Annotated in this window: 17 protein-coding genes; 13 read left to right on the top strand and 4 right to left on the bottom strand. The window is 68.2% G+C overall.

Annotated elements, in window-relative coordinates; all coding sequences use genetic code 11:
- Positions 1-231: 231 nt before the first annotated feature.
- Both ACIF8T_RS18865 and ACIF8T_RS18870 read right to left on the bottom strand, forming a co-directional pair.
- Complete coding sequence (locus ACIF8T_RS18865) at positions 232-1,296, bottom strand: hypothetical protein (RefSeq protein ID WP_400036333.1); 1,065 nt, start codon at positions 1,294-1,296, stop codon at positions 232-234.
- 78 nt (positions 1,297-1,374) lie between these two features.
- Positions 1,375-2,268 (bottom strand): hypothetical protein, encoded by an 894-nt coding sequence (locus tag ACIF8T_RS18870; protein ID WP_400036335.1) that lies wholly within the window; start codon positions 2,266-2,268, stop codon positions 1,375-1,377.
- A gap of 558 nt (positions 2,269-2,826) precedes the next feature.
- Between ACIF8T_RS18870 and ACIF8T_RS18875 the strand changes: the two genes are divergently transcribed.
- Positions 2,827-3,615 (top strand): GntR family transcriptional regulator, encoded by a 789-nt coding sequence (locus ACIF8T_RS18875; protein ID WP_400036337.1) that lies wholly within the window; start codon positions 2,827-2,829, stop codon positions 3,613-3,615.
- On the opposite strand, the gene ACIF8T_RS18880 is transcribed toward ACIF8T_RS18875, so the two are convergent.
- Positions 3,599-4,606, bottom strand: a complete 1,008-nt coding sequence (locus ACIF8T_RS18880) for an XRE family transcriptional regulator (protein WP_400036431.1) — start codon at positions 4,604-4,606, stop codon at positions 3,599-3,601. The genes ACIF8T_RS18875 and ACIF8T_RS18880 overlap by 17 nt on opposite strands.
- 959 nt (positions 4,607-5,565) lie before the next feature.
- On the opposite strand from ACIF8T_RS18880, the gene ACIF8T_RS18885 reads away from it, so the two are divergent.
- From ACIF8T_RS18885 to ACIF8T_RS18920, 8 genes are all read left to right on the top strand, one after another.
- Complete coding sequence (locus tag ACIF8T_RS18885) at positions 5,566-5,829, top strand: DUF6284 family protein (RefSeq protein ID WP_400036339.1); 264 nt, start codon at positions 5,566-5,568, stop codon at positions 5,827-5,829.
- Positions 5,829-6,116 carry a DUF6303 family protein gene (locus ACIF8T_RS18890; RefSeq protein WP_400036341.1) on the top strand — a complete coding sequence of 96 codons (288 nt, stop codon included), beginning with the start codon at positions 5,829-5,831 and terminating at the stop codon, positions 6,114-6,116. Before ACIF8T_RS18885 ends, ACIF8T_RS18890 begins: the two co-directional genes overlap by 1 nt.
- On the top strand, positions 6,113-7,123 hold the full coding sequence (locus tag ACIF8T_RS18895; protein ID WP_400036343.1) for a DUF2637 domain-containing protein: 1,011 nt from the start codon (positions 6,113-6,115) through the stop codon (positions 7,121-7,123). Before ACIF8T_RS18890 ends, ACIF8T_RS18895 begins: the two co-directional genes overlap by 4 nt.
- The gene (locus tag ACIF8T_RS18900; RefSeq protein ID WP_400036345.1) at positions 7,123-7,461 is read left to right on the top strand and encodes an RRQRL motif-containing zinc-binding protein; all 339 of its coding nucleotides are present in this window, start codon (positions 7,123-7,125) and stop codon (positions 7,459-7,461) included. Before ACIF8T_RS18895 ends, ACIF8T_RS18900 begins: the two co-directional genes overlap by 1 nt.
- A gap of 29 nt (positions 7,462-7,490) precedes the next feature.
- Positions 7,491-7,991, top strand: coding sequence for a hypothetical protein (locus ACIF8T_RS18905; RefSeq protein WP_400036347.1), 501 nt, complete (start codon positions 7,491-7,493; stop codon positions 7,989-7,991).
- 19 nt (positions 7,992-8,010) lie between these two features.
- On the top strand, positions 8,011-8,550 hold the full coding sequence (gene traA / locus ACIF8T_RS18910; protein ID WP_400036349.1) for a plasmid transfer protein TraA: 540 nt from the start codon (positions 8,011-8,013) through the stop codon (positions 8,548-8,550).
- 13 nt (positions 8,551-8,563) lie between these two features.
- On the top strand, positions 8,564-10,612 hold the full coding sequence (gene traB, locus ACIF8T_RS18915; protein ID WP_400036351.1) for a plasmid transfer protein TraB: 2,049 nt from the start codon (positions 8,564-8,566) through the stop codon (positions 10,610-10,612).
- Between the two features lie 169 nt (positions 10,613-10,781).
- Positions 10,782-11,246, top strand: coding sequence for a hypothetical protein (locus ACIF8T_RS18920; RefSeq protein ID WP_400036353.1), 465 nt, complete (start codon positions 10,782-10,784; stop codon positions 11,244-11,246).
- A gap of 4 nt (positions 11,247-11,250) precedes the next feature.
- Here the strand turns inward: ACIF8T_RS18920 and ACIF8T_RS18925 are convergent, their stop codons facing one another.
- Positions 11,251-12,186 (bottom strand): HNH endonuclease, encoded by a 936-nt coding sequence (locus ACIF8T_RS18925; protein ID WP_400036355.1) that lies wholly within the window; start codon positions 12,184-12,186, stop codon positions 11,251-11,253.
- 102 nt (positions 12,187-12,288) lie between these two features.
- Between ACIF8T_RS18925 and ACIF8T_RS18930 the strand changes: the two genes are divergently transcribed.
- From ACIF8T_RS18930 to ACIF8T_RS18945, 4 genes are read left to right on the top strand one after another with little or no spacing between them, the layout of a single operon-like run.
- Positions 12,289-13,452 (top strand): DNA cytosine methyltransferase, encoded by a 1,164-nt coding sequence (locus tag ACIF8T_RS18930; RefSeq protein ID WP_400036357.1) that lies wholly within the window; start codon positions 12,289-12,291, stop codon positions 13,450-13,452.
- A complete protein-coding gene (locus tag ACIF8T_RS18935; protein WP_400036359.1) occupies positions 13,449-14,339 on the top strand; it encodes a bifunctional DNA primase/polymerase in 891 nt (296 codons plus the stop codon). The genes ACIF8T_RS18930 and ACIF8T_RS18935 overlap by 4 nt, the downstream gene beginning before the upstream one ends.
- The gene (locus ACIF8T_RS18940; RefSeq protein WP_400036361.1) at positions 14,336-14,764 is read left to right on the top strand and encodes a hypothetical protein; all 429 of its coding nucleotides are present in this window, start codon (positions 14,336-14,338) and stop codon (positions 14,762-14,764) included. Before ACIF8T_RS18935 ends, ACIF8T_RS18940 begins: the two co-directional genes overlap by 4 nt.
- Positions 14,761-15,909 (top strand): DUF3631 domain-containing protein, encoded by a 1,149-nt coding sequence (locus ACIF8T_RS18945; RefSeq protein WP_400036362.1) that lies wholly within the window; start codon positions 14,761-14,763, stop codon positions 15,907-15,909. Before ACIF8T_RS18940 ends, ACIF8T_RS18945 begins: the two co-directional genes overlap by 4 nt.
- Positions 15,910-15,994: the final 85 nt, after the last annotated feature.

Raw genomic sequence — 15,994 nt, forward strand, 5'->3', positions numbered from 1 at the left:
ACTGTCTCTGGTTCCAAGCGTCAATGGACAGCAGCCACGTGGTCGGGAAAAGCACGTAAGCGGCCGACGGAGGGACCCACTGGACATCGTTCATGCCCAGGTCCCGTGAAGGTGCGGAGAGGCAGGAAGCTCTGTCCGGCGCACACGAGCGTTCAGCAGCGGCCCTCTGGAAGGCTGCGTTCGGTTGCGCTAAAACGCACCTCCGTCGACCCTGTCCACCCGGCTGCCCGCTTACTCATCATGGATCTTGATATCAGTTACGTACGACCAGACATCTTCGAGGATTTCATTTTCCCACTCACCTGTGATCGAAGAATGCACACGAATCGCGCCAAGCGTTAGAGCCTCTTGCATCATGCACACTTTCAGGATTCTTTCAGGATCCTCGCCCACTTTTTGAAAATCTCGCGGGTAATCCTCTTGAAGGATCATGGCAGCCGCCGTCCCCCAAGCCGTTTCGAATTCGCCACCCCACGCTGAACCATTGATTGGGAGTGCATACTGCAGCCGCTCCATGGGGGGATCGGCAATGTTGTACGCATCGGCCATGGTCGCAGCCGCCATAACTCCGATCAGAAACTGGTTATGCACGAGCAGCCACCGAAGCGGATTATCACCCAATCGACTCAGCCACTGTTCGGTTAGGTGCTCGAATTCGTCACGATCGCAGGTGATCCGGGCTCGAAATCTTTTATACGTGAGGGTGGCCTCGTCGCTTGGCAGAGCAGTGTCCTCTGGCACGAAGGTCAGCGGCACGAGGCGCCTAGCCTTTTCTTCGACAGTGCCAAATTCGCTGTGCAGGAGATCCATACGTGCATAAGCGAGGAGCTGCTGAGTCAGGTCGTAGCGACTCCAGACTGTCACCTTTAGCCCCGGATGAGAGTCCTCAAGCTCTTGAGCGTCTGATAGAAGGGAGGGGTGGACTCCGGGGTAGTTGATCACAAAGGTCCACTGCTTTACCTGTCTTCCAATCTCCCAGCATTCGAGCGTCCGGGAGAAGTCGGCGCGCATCTTTCTTCTGGCTTCCGACACTTTGAAATACGGATTGGGTGCATACACTGCGAAGTGCACCCGTCGGGATCGCAGGATTCCGTCACAGCCAAGGTCGCCTTGGTTTCCGTAGGTCGCAGTCGTTGAATAATCATCCTCATGGATCGATCTCATCACCCGATCAAAGACGTGCTGAAATGACGTTCCCGATGTACGGCGATATTCTACTTCCACCTTGAGGCGGTAGACGTTTTTGATCCACTCTGGCTGACTTTCGAGCCACTCGAAATCCGCTTTAGACGCCATCGGTCCCCTGCCCCTTGATGCCGCTTGTGATCCCATGTTGCCCTGTGGATGTGTCCCATGACGTGGCTCGGAAGCGACTCACAGGCCCCGATTTTCCATTTCCTTCCATTTCCTGAAGATGGGAATCATGGTGTTCATCACGCCGGGGTCGGATTCTATCGGGTCACCACAACGCGTCTCACCGTTCGGCCCTCGCTCCACCATGCACACCTGCTCCACTCGACGCCCGTCACGAGTGACAGCGTAAACAGAAAGCGCCTCGGTCTTGTCTACCCGGTCCCGAGCGGGAATCAGAACCGTATTCAGCTTCTTTTCCAGTTTCGTCTGCACCCCCACCCACATTTCTCCGATTATCAGGAGGCCGTCGGCGCGAGAGGACTCCACTAGTTGGGCAAGGCGTTCAAACGACAGCCTCTTAGTGCGCTGACTGTCAAAGTTCATCGCTATAGCATTCAGGGCGCTTTCCCCGGCAAACAGAAAAGCGAACGTCCCATGGTGGCCATCCTTCTCCATCACCTTACGGGCTATCTTCATCATTCCCGGCACTCGCGCAATAGCGTCACCCTCCGGAAACTCTGGCAGCTGGTACTCTTCGGAGGCTTTCTGCACCTTCGCTTCGTCGACTTCGAACTCCTCCGACAGCTCGGCCAGGACGCTGCCGTCCGGAGCCGAGAAGTGACTGATGAGTTCGGATTGCGCAATGTGCATGCATGGGAGGTACCCGGAGGCGACCGGGAGTTGAGCAGTCACGCAGTCAACGAATCCCCATTCCAGATCGCAGGCTTCAACGCCGGACGCTTGATGCCCGGCGCGAAGCAGTTCGTTTAGATGCATGTAGACCGCAGCAGCGGCATCCAAAATTTCCCAGGACTCCAGCTCTTTGTCGATCCAGCGCCTAGCTACCGTTATAGTGCCGAACGGCGGCATACCGCGTGATTCTTGGATAGCGGAGAGGATTTCACGGACGCTCATACGAGGAGGGAACGTCCCTCGTATTTCTGACCGGGTGCGCCAGTCTCCAATCCACGTTACGTGGCAAGAGCTGTGGAGATCCAGATCGGATTCATGAACGATGCGATTACGTGAATTCTTAGCCCATCGCATCACTTGCAGTTGCGCCGTACTGTCACTATACGCCGTGAACCATTCCTGAAAACCAGTCAAACTCGCCTTATGCTTAAGCAGGAGGCTCGTAACACTTCGATGAGTTTGCAGAAATGAATTCAGCGCCAGCCTAAAGCCGTCCGGATCAAAATAGGATTCTTGTAGCGCGTGCCACTGGGCATGGCAGTCCATGAGACGCTTATGCGCATGCGGCATCGGACACGATGGCAACGAACTCGAAGACACGACTTGCCCCCCTCAGGATGAAAACTGACTTATTGTCCCATAGGACCGCGGTACCCGCATCGGATTTCAGAGCAGCGCAACGAGGGTGCTTGCGAGTGATCCACCGGCCACACCACGCAGGAGGCCGCTGCCCCCCGTTACGCTGGTACGCACCACAGCAGAACGGAGAGTGCTCCGCGGATGGGACCGAAGACGACCAAGGTTTACGAGACGCTTCGGGAGCGGCTCGCCGCCGGCGAGTACGCCGCCGGTGACAAGCTCCCTTCGGAACGCGCACTGGTCGAAGAACTCGGCATCGGTCGGACAGCGCTACGGCAAGTGCTGGCCCGTCTCGTTGCCGAAGGTGCGTTGGAGGTACGGGGCCGTAGTTCGTACCGGGTGCCGGGCGCGGTGAGCGTGAGGCAGCCGGAAGGAGTGGAGCCGTGGCGCATCCACGGTGAGCGCGACCTCTACGACAACCGATGGGTGAAGCTTCAACTCTGGGACGTGGAACCGCCCGGCATGAAGCCCTTCGAACATCACGTGGTGAAGCTGCACCATGTAGCCATCACCGCCGTTCTGGACGACCAGGACCGCGTTCTCATGATGTGGCGGTACCGTTTCGTACCTCAACAGTTCGGCTGGGAGCTCCCGGGCGGCATTGTCGACGTTGACGAGGAACCGGCCGACACGGCGCTGCGGGAAGTCGTCGAAGAGACCGGTTGGCGCCCGAAGGCTCTGGAACACGTCGTGAGCTATCAGCCCATGGTCGGCATGGTCGACTCACCCCACGACATCTTCGTCGGGCACGGGGCAGAAAGGGTTGGTGAACCGACCGACCTGGAGGAAGCGGGCCACATCGAATGGGTTCCCCTCGCGGACATTCCGGGGCTCATGGCCCGCGGTGAGCTGATGGGGTCCGGCACCCTGGTTGCCTTGCTGCACATCCTGGCCAACCGGCGCGCGCAGGGAATCACAGCCGCGCGCTGAGCATGTCGACACGACGGCGCTGCCGCACCGATCCGGTGCGGCCCGCCAGTAGCCTGGCCTGCCTCAGATGGGTGTGGGCGTCGTCGTACTCGGCTCGCGTCAGGTGCGCGTGCGCCAAGTCCGTGTGCAGTCCAGCGCGCGCCCGGACGAACGACGGGTCCATGTCTTCCAGCGCTCCGTACAGACTCGTAACCGCGTCGCCGTCACCGAGCATGGCGAGCACGTTGCCTTGCCACCGCGCAAGGTGGGTGCCGTTTAGGAAGATGCTCAACATGTCCGGGTCCCTGTCCTCCGGGCCCGGTGGGATGGCGGCCAGAGCCGCATCGAGCGCGCGTCGAGAGTCATCCGGCATGCCGGCGTACGCACACATCTCCGCTTCGGCTGCATACAGCCACGCCCGCAGCCGGGCGGAACCCGACTGGCCAACGGTGCGCCGCGCGTCCCGTACAAGGTCGACCCCAAGGGCGGGCCGACCGGCCTCACAGAGCACGTACGCCTGTTCCGCCATGGCGTGGGCGAGGTACATCGGAGCCTCAGCGTCACGCGCAGCTCGCTTCGCAAGTTCGTAGTGTCGCCACGCCCGTTCGACCGCCCCCGAGTCGATGGCCTGCCACGCCGCGAGGGTCGACGCACCCGCGAGGGCGAGCGCGACGGGGCGGCGCGTGGTCGGCAGCACAGCAAAGTTGAGCGCGTCTTCCAGGGCAGCAAGGTGCCCTGTCATCTGGTCGACCAGGCCGGCCGCGCCTCTCTGCCTGTCCATGGTGCGGAGTAACTCTGTCTGATCGTTGAACGCCTGAACCATGGACTCACCGACACTGCCGGCCGCGTCGATCCGGCTGAGTAGTTCGTCGTAGCCGTCGACGGAAGCAGCCACCGACGCCGGTACAGCGCCTCTCAACTCCGCGTCAGTGACGCCAAGAAGCTTCCGCAGAATGCCCGCATACCGGTCCGAGAGTGTGCGCTTCCCGTTCTCCCACTCGGACACGTACACCCGCAGGCTCGCGGTTGAGGCAACGTCCGTGACGTTCCGCCGGGCGTACTGCTCGATCTCGCGAACCAGCCGCTCCTGAGACCAGCCTCGCGCCGCCCGCGCGCTTCGAAGTCCTGCGCCCACAGATCACCGTCCGACGGTAAAAGCCCTTACTGGCGCTCTCAGCATGCCGCACATTGCCGCAGGTCAACAGGGGTTAACAGGCCGGATGTTAAGCGCTGTTGGCTACCGGCAGCCCTGCCCTGAGCGGTCTCCTGGAGAGGCACCGCAGGGAGCGAATGCCACCCGAAATGGCGAACCATCTTGACTCTGGTGCGCACCAGATGCACTCTACTGGTGCGCACCAGATTACGGAGCTGGCTTCGGTACCTGGTGCGCGGAACGACACCGCCGGTCCCGCCTACACGCGGTCCGCGCGGCACGGGAGACGTAAAAGTCCGTCGTCTTCACGGATCGATCGGTGTCATCGGTTAAGCCGCTGGTCTGACCCTTGGGCGTAGACCCAGGGACCGGATCACGGGGACCCCGGTGATTGGGCTGCACCCGGTCCATGACACCCGCGAGGGATGGGAGCGCCGTTCAGCGAGTGACGACTGAGCGGCACGGCAATGGCGCGCCGTCCAAGGGAGGCGGAGCAAGGCGCGTCCGGAGCCGCGAGAGATCAAGTCGATTCTCTGCGATCTACCGGGGGTTCGGTGTGAACCGACGACATACCTGGGGTGCCGCTGGAGGCCGGACCGGCCGGCGGCACCCGTTCGACTTTTCGGTCCGTCTCTTCCTGGTTTCGCAGCGCCGACGCTGCGGCCGGCTGCCTCTCCCGCCCGTCCGTTCCGCGCATCGCGTGAGGACGTACGGGCGGGGGCGCGGGGAGCCGGAACCGACTCCAACGGCAAGCGGCTCCCGGGAGGCACCCCGGGAGCCGCGACGGGCCGTTCCACCTGTGAGAGGAACACGACCCAATGGAGCACATCGTCACTGTTCAGGACGCTGTTACCGCGTTCGCCGACTTCATGGAGCCGACGAACACCGAGCTGGACGCGATCGAGCAGGAGATGCCCGTCATCCTGGCGGACGTCGACCTGCTGGACGCGCACATCACCACGCTGGACCGCACGCTGACGGAGCTGGACGTCCGGCGTATCCGCCGGGCCCGCCGCCGCGCGCTGGCCGCCCGCGTCGCGCTGCTCAGCCAGGGCAGCACCGGCGCGCCGGTGGTGGCGTGATGGCCAGGGAGTTCACCGCGCAGATGTCCATGTATCGCGGCCGGTGGCGCCTGTACGTGGTGCTGCTGGACACCGCCGAGCGGTGGCCCGAGTACAGCTTTGACCGCGCACTGCCGGTGCCGACGTTCACCGAGCGCGCGAACGCGCTCAGCGCGCTCGGCTTCAAGCCGGTACCGGGCGCTGAGTGGCAGTGGACGGAGGACCGCGAGAACCCCGACGACCCGGCGTCGCCGGTGGTGCTGATCGCCGCGATCCGGGTGCGTTCATGGACGGGGGTGGCCGCGTGAACGGCGTTCAGATCCGTTCAGCGGAGCGGGCGCTGTCAGTCGGCACGTGGCTGATCGTGGCGGGCGCGATGCTGTACTCCATCCTCACCGTGACCCCGCTCGCGGCCGAGCACACGCCGGATGAGTGGGACTGGACGGCGCCGATCCTCCCTCTCGTGGTCGACGCGGCCGTGGTCATCGTGGTCCGTCTGGATGCGGTGCTGGCCCGGTTGGGCGGGCACGGTGGCCGGTGGCCGGTGGTGCTGCGCTGGATGACTGGCGGCATGACCCTGGCCCTGAACGTCGCCGACTCCGCCCTGAACAGGGATTTGGTGGGCGTGGCCGTGCACGCGGTCGCGCCGCTGCTGCTGATCGTCACGGCCGAGACCGGGCTTGCCTACCGGCGGGCCATCACCGCCGCCGTCACCGCGTTGAAGGAGCGGCAGGAGGCGGAGCGGGAGGCACGGCGCCAAGCCGCCCGGGAGGAACGCGAGCGGGCGGAGCGGCTGGCTCGCGAGGAGCGTGAGCACGCCGCGATGCTGGCGCGTGAACAGCGTGAACACGAAGCGCGCCTGGCCCGTGAGCAGACCGAGCGGGAGGAGCGCGCCCGCCGCGAGGAGCGCGAGCAGCAGGCCGCCCGGGAGCGGGCCGAGCGAGAAGAGCGTGAACGCCGTGAGCGCGAGCGTGAACGGCTCCGCCTGGAGCGTGAACGCGCCGAGCGTGAGGAATCCGAGCGGCGCGAGCGCGAGCGCCAGGAGCGTGCGGAGCGTGAGCGCCGTGACCGGGCCGAGCGTGAGGCGCGGGCCGAGCGTGAACGCGCCGCGCTGCTGGCTGCCGGCCCGGCCGCCGAGAAGTTCCCCGAGGACCGAGCGCGGGCGACCGTGCGGGCCGCGTTCGAGGCCGGGCTGCCGGTGCGCGCTGCCGCGGAGCTGTGTGGCTGGTCGGTGGGATGGGTGTCCGCCCGCTACGCCGAACACCGCGAACCGACCGCGGGCGGCGGTGCTGAGCTGGCCATCGCGAGCCGGTGATGGGCGCCCTCCCGGTCTACCGGTGGCGGCTCGCCCCTGACGGGCTCGCCACCCGCCGCCAACTGCGCGCCCTCGGGCTTCGGCCCGGCGGGCAGGACGTGGCCGCGCAGATCGAGCGGCCCCGCCGACGGCGGGGCCCGCTGGTCGCCTACCTCTACTCGATCGACCGGGCCAAGCCGGTGCGGCCGGTGACCCTCGCGAAGCGGGCGGCGCTGGCCAAGGCCAACGCCGCCCGCCGCACCTGCCCCGCCTGCCGACGGGATGCCGGGTACGTCATCCCGCCCTCACTCGGCATGTGCGGTGACTGCGCCTTCCCCGACGAACAGCGCGCCGCCTGAGCCCTCTCCGACTTCCTGGGAGCTCTGCTGTGTCCAGTCGTATCCGTGCCCGCGGCGCCAAGACGACCGCCGGAGTCCACACCGTCCGTATCCCCCGCCAGAGGGGCCGCCGCGCCGCCGACCCGTTCGTCATCGTGGTCCCCGAACGCCCGTCCCTGACCCGTGAGGCGCTCGCCGTGGTCGGGGGGTGGCTGTGGCGCTCGCGCCGCGCCCTCGCCCCGACCGCTCTGGCAGTCCTGGCGCTGGTGGTGGCCGCCCTGCTGCACGTCATCGCGTGGTGGTCCGGTCTGCTGCTCGCCCCGACCGCCGCCAGCCCGCTGGCCTGGCTGCTGGTCATGCAGCGCCGCCGCCCCGCCACCGGCTCCGTCCTCATCTGGCGCATCGGCCTGGCCGCGCTCATCTCGTCCGCGCTGGCCTGGCTCGCCGTCGCGGCCGGGTTCGGGCCGCTCGCCGGCGCGCTGGAGCTGTGGTGGCTGCTCACCCTGATCGCCGCTCAGTCCGCCTGGCTCATCGTCCGCCGCACCCACTGACTTCAGGGAGACACCACTGATGGCAACCCCGACGCGTAACGGCGGCACGAACGGCGCCGCCAACAAGGGCAACAAGTTCGCCAACGTCGGTGCCGCCGCGGGCGGTTTCGTCGGCGCCCTGAGCGGCTCGTTCGTCCCGCCGGTCAACGTGACCGTGAACAACAACCGGGGCGCCGCCCGTGGGGGCGGTGGCCGTACGCACGCCGAGTCGCTGCTGCCGGCCCCCGAGTTCACCTCGCCGGCGCAGGTGCGCAACTACTGCAACACCCTGCGGGCCGCCGCCGTGACCCTGTCCATCGAGGTGGCGATGGGCGCCGAGATCCTCAAGGGCGTGCTCGCCGCGGTGCCCGACCCGGACGGGCGGGCGTTTGGCTCGCGGGTGCGGGCGGCGAAGGTGGCGCGCAAGATGCAGCGGTCCGCGGACGCGCTGCGGGACGCCGCGAAGAACGCCGCCGCCTGCTACGCGGCCTTCCAGCAGGAGTACGAGGAGGAGATCAACCGGGTGCGCCACCGTGCCCGCAAGCCGCAGCAGCCGGTCATGAACTGGGCCCAGCAGTAAGGGAGGTACGACCATGGCACGCAAGTGGACCGACCAGGACGGCCGGGCGTACCCGCTCGCCCTCCCCACCGACACGCACACCGCAACGGGCGGTTCCGTCCGCGGCTACCTGCTCAACCGGGCCAAGCCGCACCTTCCCCCGTGGCTCGCCGCCGGCGGTGTGGGTCTGGCGGGGGCGCTGGGGCACTGGCGGTGGTCCGACAGTTCCGCGGCCGGCGTCGGCCTCACCCTCGCATCGGTCGCGTTGACCGGCGTCACCTGGTGGGCCGGCAAGTCGACCAGCTCCCAGCGCCGCCTGCACTCCGCCATCACCGTGGCCGCCGGGTCGGCATGGGTGACCGCTGCGTGCCTGGCCGGTCCCACCGCCGGCCCGCTCGACGACCTGTATCTGATGGGCGGGCCGGCGCTGGCCCTGTCGTGGAACGTGCGCATGCTCCTGCGCCACAACGACGCCCCGGGCGAAAACTCCGACAAGGGCCTGCTGGAGAAGGTGGGCCTGGCGCGGGCGCAGATCGGGGCGGCGAAGGTGGAGCCGAACCGGGTCACCGCACCGGTCGCGCTCGCGGCGGGGGAGCAGACCAACGCCGACATGGCCAAGGCGCTGGGCAACATCGCCTCCGCCCTGGACCTGCCGACCTCCGCCGTGCGCTACACCCCCGATCCCGACTCCAACCGGCGCGGGGACCTGATCATCGTCCCCGAGGACATGCTGGCCGAGACGGTGGAGTGGGAGGGCCCCTCCAACCTCGGGGGTTCGATCGCCGAGCCGCTGGTCATCGGCCGCTACGACGATGGCGCGCCGCTGGTCATGTGGCTGCCCGGTGACCCGGACGCGGGTCGCAACTCCACGCACGTGCTCATCGCCGGCGGTACCGGCTCGGGCAAGGGTGACACCGCCCTGAACCTGCTCACGGAGATCCTGTCCCGGCGGGATGTGATCGTGTGGTTCTCCGACCCGAAGGCGTTCCAGGACTTCGCGCCCGTGCGGCCGGGCCTGGACTGGGCTGCGGAGGGTGGCACACAGACGGAGGTCGTGGTGGCCGCCGTGCAGGAGGTCATTCCCGCCCGCACTCGATGGCTCGGCGCCCACGGCTACCGCCAGTGGGTCCCGCAGGCTGCGGAGCAGCAGAACAGCCCGGACCACACCTGCCGCACCGACGGCACGGCGTGCGGCTGCCCCGGTATGCCGTTCCTGGTCACCTGGTTCGAGGAAGCCGCCAATACCCTGCGCGCGCTGGGCGACGACGCGTTCACCGGCATCGCACAGGAAGCACGCTCCGCGGGAATTTCGCTGATCGTGTCCCTTCAGCGCCCCTCGTACGACCAGATGTCCACCTCCACCCGGGCATCGCTGCCGTCCGTGATCGCGCTCGGCTGCGACCCGCGGGACGAGGGGTTCTGTCTGCCGGACGAGGTGCTGGCCGCGGGCGCCCACCCGGGCGCCTGGGGCAACCGCCGCCCGGGTTACTGCTACGTCGTCTCGCCCGGTATCCCCGAGGACCGCTACCCGTCCCCGGGCCGCACCCGCCGCTTCACCCACCGCGCCGTGCCGGTCATGGAGCTGCTGGCCACCTGGGCGCAGCGCAACGGCGCCACCGCCGACCCGATCACCGCCGGCGCCGCCGTGGGTGTCGCCGGCGCCGCCTACACCGGCCGCACCCTGGAGGGCTTGCAGCCGGCGGCGCTGCGGGCCGTCCGCGAGGAGGACGATATGGACCACGCCGGCGGCATGCTGGTCGACCCCGAGGACGCCGGAATCGACCCGGAGGCGGACCTGCCCGGGGCCGAGGAGGGCGACGGCGACCCGATCTTCGGACAGGAGATCGGCCGCAAGCCGTCCCCGGAGGAGGCCCGGGAGCTGTTCGCGGCCGCGCTGGAGGAATTCGAGCAGAACGGGCAGATGATCGTGGGTCCGAAGGACTTCACCGACTGGTGCGACCGCCACCAGCTCTCCCGCCCGTGGGTGTCCGCGCGGCTCAAGGAAGCCGCTATCGAGGGGCGCTTGGAGCCGACGAACACCACCGGCCGGTGGCGCATCGTCCCCACCATGGCCGCCGCCTGACACCTGACACCGTCACGGCCGCCTGACAGTCAAACCCCTAGGCAGACGCGCTGTCACACGCCCCTGACACCCGGCCGTGACACCCCTGACACCCGCGCCTGACACTCCACCCACACGGGCCCGCGTCACGCACCGGCGCGGGCCCGCCACGTGCCGGAAGGGACTCCGCATGTACGCCGACCACACCCACCACTCGCCCACCGCACGGGCTGTGGAAGTTCTCCACCCGACCCCGCTCCCGCCCGCCGCCGTCCACCCGGCGCCGATGGTGCCCGTCCAGCCGGGCGCGGTCCCGGCAGTGACGAGCATCGTCCTGCCGGACGGTCAGATCGTCACTGGCTACACCATCAACCACCCGCAGCCCGCACCGGCCGTCGCCAAGCCAGCCGTCCCCCGCACTGCGGTGAACGTCGCTCTCGGAGGCGTCGGCTTCCTCGCGGTGTGCGGCGGACTGCTGCTGCTCACCTCGTTCATCGCCGCGCTGACCGCGTTCATCACCCAGCTCATCACTCTCGCCGCCGTCATTTTTGGCGGATGGATCGCCGTGCAGCTCTTCAGCGCGAGCGGCCACAGGGGCAGCACCATAGTGAACATCCGCAAGGCCGTGATCAAGCGCAGCCATTTCCACGGCTGAGCGGTTACGTAGAAGGTCGCTTGCTGAGCCAGTGGGCTTCAAGCCAGACACGGTGCTCGGGTCGCAGCTGCACGGTCAATGGCTGACCATGCAGCTGTGCGTAGAGCGGATAGCTGCGAAGACTCGGAGCTATCTCGATCAGGCCGGACCCTGGATCCACGGTGATCTGGCCGAGGTCGAAGAGCCTATGGATGTCCCGCCGGAGCAGCAGGCCGCCGTAGTCGTGGTGCTCGCCAGATTCGGCATAGCTGTAAAGGTGAGCAGCCTCAAGCACAGCTGCGGGAGCTGCGCCGGTCATGGCGCACTGTTCCCCCTGCTCACGCAAAAGCCGGGTACGGAAGGCGTGTTGTCCCACCCGTACCCGAACTTCGGAAACCCTGTGGCCTCCCGAGATGGGGACCCTCCCCTCATCTTCCAGCTCCAGCGGCAGCTCCTCACCGGTGAGTTCGAGAAGTGCGTCCCGCAGCTTCTCCCACCGGAGGGGCCGCATGCTCAGCTGGGAAAAGGGCGAGTCGCACAGATTCCGCAGTTCATCACCTGCCAGCAGGCCTCGCCCATTGACCCAGCTCCTGCCGTGCTGTGACCGGTAGGTCGTCACGGTCTTCGTCTTCTGCCCCGGCGTGTCGAAGAGAGCTCCACACCGAAAGCAGCGGCATGCCGGTGCCAGACGGCGGCGACGCTTGAAACCGGCCCGCTTGCACTTGGGGCAAAAATAGACCGTCTTCTCTTCGGTGCGGGTGTCAATCCCGTGGATTACTGAGACGCCGATCAGCTCTCTGCTATCCCACAGCGCGATTACATCGCCTACTGCCACACGCGCGTGATTGGGCACGGTGCTGTCCCACTCGTAGTGGTGACGCGGGTTGTCGTCATAACCGTCATTCCCTCCGTGCTGCCGTCGGTTATCGCCCATGGCCAGCATCAACCAGGCAGTCGTCACAAAGCCCTCCCCAGGCGCATATGCCGGGGCAACCGCCCTCTCGCCAAAGACCGCGGCTGCCCCATGTCCAGCTCCTCTACACAGAACTGGAGACCTCCCAGCATGACCCAACCCATCCCCATCCGGCGAGCGGTCAGCTCGCCGCCCCGGCTACTGGCCCTGTGCGCCGGCTACGGCGGCTTGGAGACCGCCGTCAGTGCCGGGATCGGCGGACAGGTCGCCGCGTTCGCGGAGAGCGACCCGTTCGCGGCGGCCGTGTTCGCCACGCACCACCCCGGGGTGCCCAACCTCGGCGACATCACCACCGTCGACTGGCACGAGGTGCGCGCCCGGTTCGCGCCGGACGTGATCGGTGCCGGTTTCCCCTGCCGCAACATCTCCAACGCTGGACGAAGGGACGGAATCCATGGGCAGTGGTCACGGGTCTGGAAAAACGTCGCTGAGGCTGTGGGCGTCCTTCGACCGCGCTACGTCTTCCTGGAAAACGTGGCGGCGCTCCGCTCGCGGGGGCTGGACGTCGTCGCCGCGGACCTGGCCACGCTCGGGTATGACGCGCGGTGGACATGTCTACGAGCTGGTGACCCCGAAATCGGCGCCCCGCACCCGCGCGACCGGTGGTTCGCAGTTGCCCATCCCACTGATGCCGACCCCGACCACCTCGGACGGCACTGGCGGTCCCGGCACGTCCCCGAAACGGCGCGGCGGGATGAACCTGCGCACCGCCGTCACGAGGCTGCCGGCACCCCCGCCGGACGTGTGAGCCTGCTGCCCACCCCAGCGGCCCGCGACTGGAAGTCCGGCGCGTCGAACCTGCTCGGCCGCAACGCGCGGCCGCTCAACGAGTTCGTGGTGAACCTGCTGCCCACCCCGAAGGCCTCCGACGGCCCGCACGGCGGGCCGAACCAGCGCGACACGTCCGGCCGGTACTACCTGCCCGGCCAGGCCGTGCGGCTCGATGCCCGCTGGATCGCCAGCGACGGTACCGACTACGGGCCCGCCATCCACCGGTGGGAGCACATCACCGGTCGTTCGGCACCGTGCCCGACCGAACCAGGCACCCGCGGCAACCGCCGCCTGTCCCCGGCGTTCGTCGAATGGATGATGGGGCTCCCTGCCGGCTGGGTCACCGCCATCCCCGGCATTCCCCGCAAGGAACAGCTCAAGATCCTCGGCAACGGCGTCGTGCCCCAACAGGCCCATCACGCCTACGGAACCCTGCTCGCCGCTTCCGTGGCCCCCGGACTGGACGGGAGGGCCGCCGCATGAGCGAACACCTGCTGCGCGCCGCCCTGGACGCCACCGCATGCGGCTGGCGCGTCTTCCCGCTCCGTCCCGGTACCAAGCGGCCCGCCCTGCACGGCGAGAAGGCATGCACCGGCACCGGCCCGTGCGTGGGCGGGCACCGGAAGTGGGAGCAGCGCGCCACCACCGACCCCGACCGCATCCGTGCCGCCTGGACGCGGGCCCCGTTCAACGTCGGCATCGCCACCGGCCCCTCGGGGCTGGTCGTGGTCGACCTGGACACGCCAGAGCACAAGGGCAGTTCGGACGCGCCTGACGGCGCGGCGACCTTCGGAGCGCTCTGCGAGCGCACCGGCCACGCCGTCCCGACCACCTACCGGACCCGGACCGCGAGCGGCGGGACACACCTGTACTTCCTGGCCCCGGACGGTGTCCGGCTGCCCAACACAGCCGGAACCGTCGCGGATTCCGTGGACACCCGCGCATGGGGCGGATACGTCGTCGCCGCGGACAGCATCACCCCCGCCGGACGGTACGAAGCGCTGAGCGCTCCTGTGGCCGCGCCGCTGCCCGGTTGGCTGCTCTCCATCCTGCGACCGGCTCCCGCCCGCCCGGCGGGCCCGCTCAGGCTCCCGGCGGTCGATGGGAACCGGGCGGCCATGGCCGCGCTGGAAGCCGAGTGCGCGACCGTGGCCGCCGCGCCGGACGGGCTGCGGAACACCACGTTGAACCGCAGCGCCTTCAAGGTGGGGCGGTTCATCGCGTGGGGCGACCTCCCCCGCAACGTGGCCGAGGACGCCTTCCAAGCGGCAGGGGAGTCGGTGGGGCTCACCGCTGCCGAGTGCCGCACCACGATCCGCAGCGCCCTGGACAGCTCCCTGCGCACCGCCCGGCCACGGGAGGCGGCATGACCACCCCACCCCGCCCCCGCTTGGAAGGCCAACAGGCTCCGATCACCGGCCCGCGCGCCGCCGAACCGAGCAGCGCCCGGCCGGCCGTGGGCGAGCCGACAGGCGCCGCCCGTCAGGGCGTCGTCACTGCTCTTCGCTCGAACCGGTTCCCCGCCGACGGAGCGCACCCGAGTGCCAACCCGACACCGGAGCGGCCCGGTATCCGCATCTACGCCCCGCCCGTCTACCGCCACCACTGGGACGGGGCCCGCTGGTCCAAGCGGCACGGCGACACCCCCACCGCCGCCTACGCCTGCCCCTGCGGCCAGACCGCCACCGCCCGCGGACAGGAGGCCGTGGCCGCTCTGGTCACCGAGTACGCCGCGCACAAGCACTTCTGCACCGGCACGCCCGCCCTGCGCACCGAACGGAGGAACGCCGCATGACCCCCACCACGATCGACGGGGCCGCGCTGCTGGACGAGGTGGAAGCCTTCCACCGACGCTTCAACGTCTTCCCCACCGAGGCCGCGTTCGTCGCCGTCGCACTGTGGGACGCACACGCCCACCTGCTCGACTGTTTCGACTCCACCCCCCGCATCGCCTTCCTGTCCCCCGAACCGGGGTCCGGCAAGACACGCGCGCTGGAGATCGTGGAGACCCTCGTGCCGCAGCCCATGACGGCCGTCAACGCCTCCGCCGCCGCCCTGTTCCGATCCGTCTCCGCCGGCACCGGCAAGCCGACCATCCTGTTCGACGAGATCGACACCGTCTTCGGCCCCAAGGCCGGGGACAACGAGGAACTGCGCGGATTCCTCAACGCCGGACACCGCCGCACCGGGGTGACCTACCGGTGCATCGGCGACGGCGGACAGCAGACCGTGCAAGCCTTCCCGTCCTACTGCGCGGTCGCGGTCGCCGGACTCGGTTCCCTGCCCGACACGATCCTCAGCCGCTCCATCGTCATCCGCATGCGCCGCCGCGCCAGGAACGAGAAGGTCGAACCCTTCCGGGCCCGCGTCCACGAAGCGGAGGGACACGCGCTGCGGGACCGGCTCGCCGCGTGGGCGGAGCAGGCCCGCGGGGACGTCATGGGGGCGTGGCCGGACATGCCCGACGGGGTGACCGACCGGCCGGCCGACGTGTGGGAACCCCTGCTCGCCGTCGCCGACGCCGTCGGCGGCCACTGGCCCGACCGGGCACGGGCGGCATGCGTAGCCCTGGTCAAGGCATCCAAGGCCAACGACAAAGGCAGCCTGGGCGTGCGGCTACTGACCGACCTGCGCGACCACGTCATGGTCGGCATCGACCGCCTTCCGACCGTCGCCATCCTGGACCGGCTAAACGCCCTCGACGACGCACCGTGGGCCGACCTCAACGGCAAGCCGCTCGACAACCGGCGGCTGTCGCGGATGCTCACGGAGTACATGACGGCCGACAACGAGCCGATCGCCTCCCGCAACATCAAAACCGCCGGAAGCGTCCTCAAGGGCTACTACGCCACCGATCTGCACGACGCATGGCAGCGCTACTGCCCCCCACCCCCGGAAAGTCCGCTACTTCCGCTACCCGGCACCGAAAACGCCGCCTGACCAGCCACAACGGGGTAGCGGCAACCGGCCCCGATTGCCGCTACCCCGCCGCTACCGCTACCCCTTCCCGCTACCTCCAACAGGC

The organism is Streptomyces sp. NPDC085946, from assembly GCF_044540485.1.
Classification (GTDB): domain Bacteria; phylum Actinomycetota; class Actinomycetes; order Streptomycetales; family Streptomycetaceae; genus Streptomyces.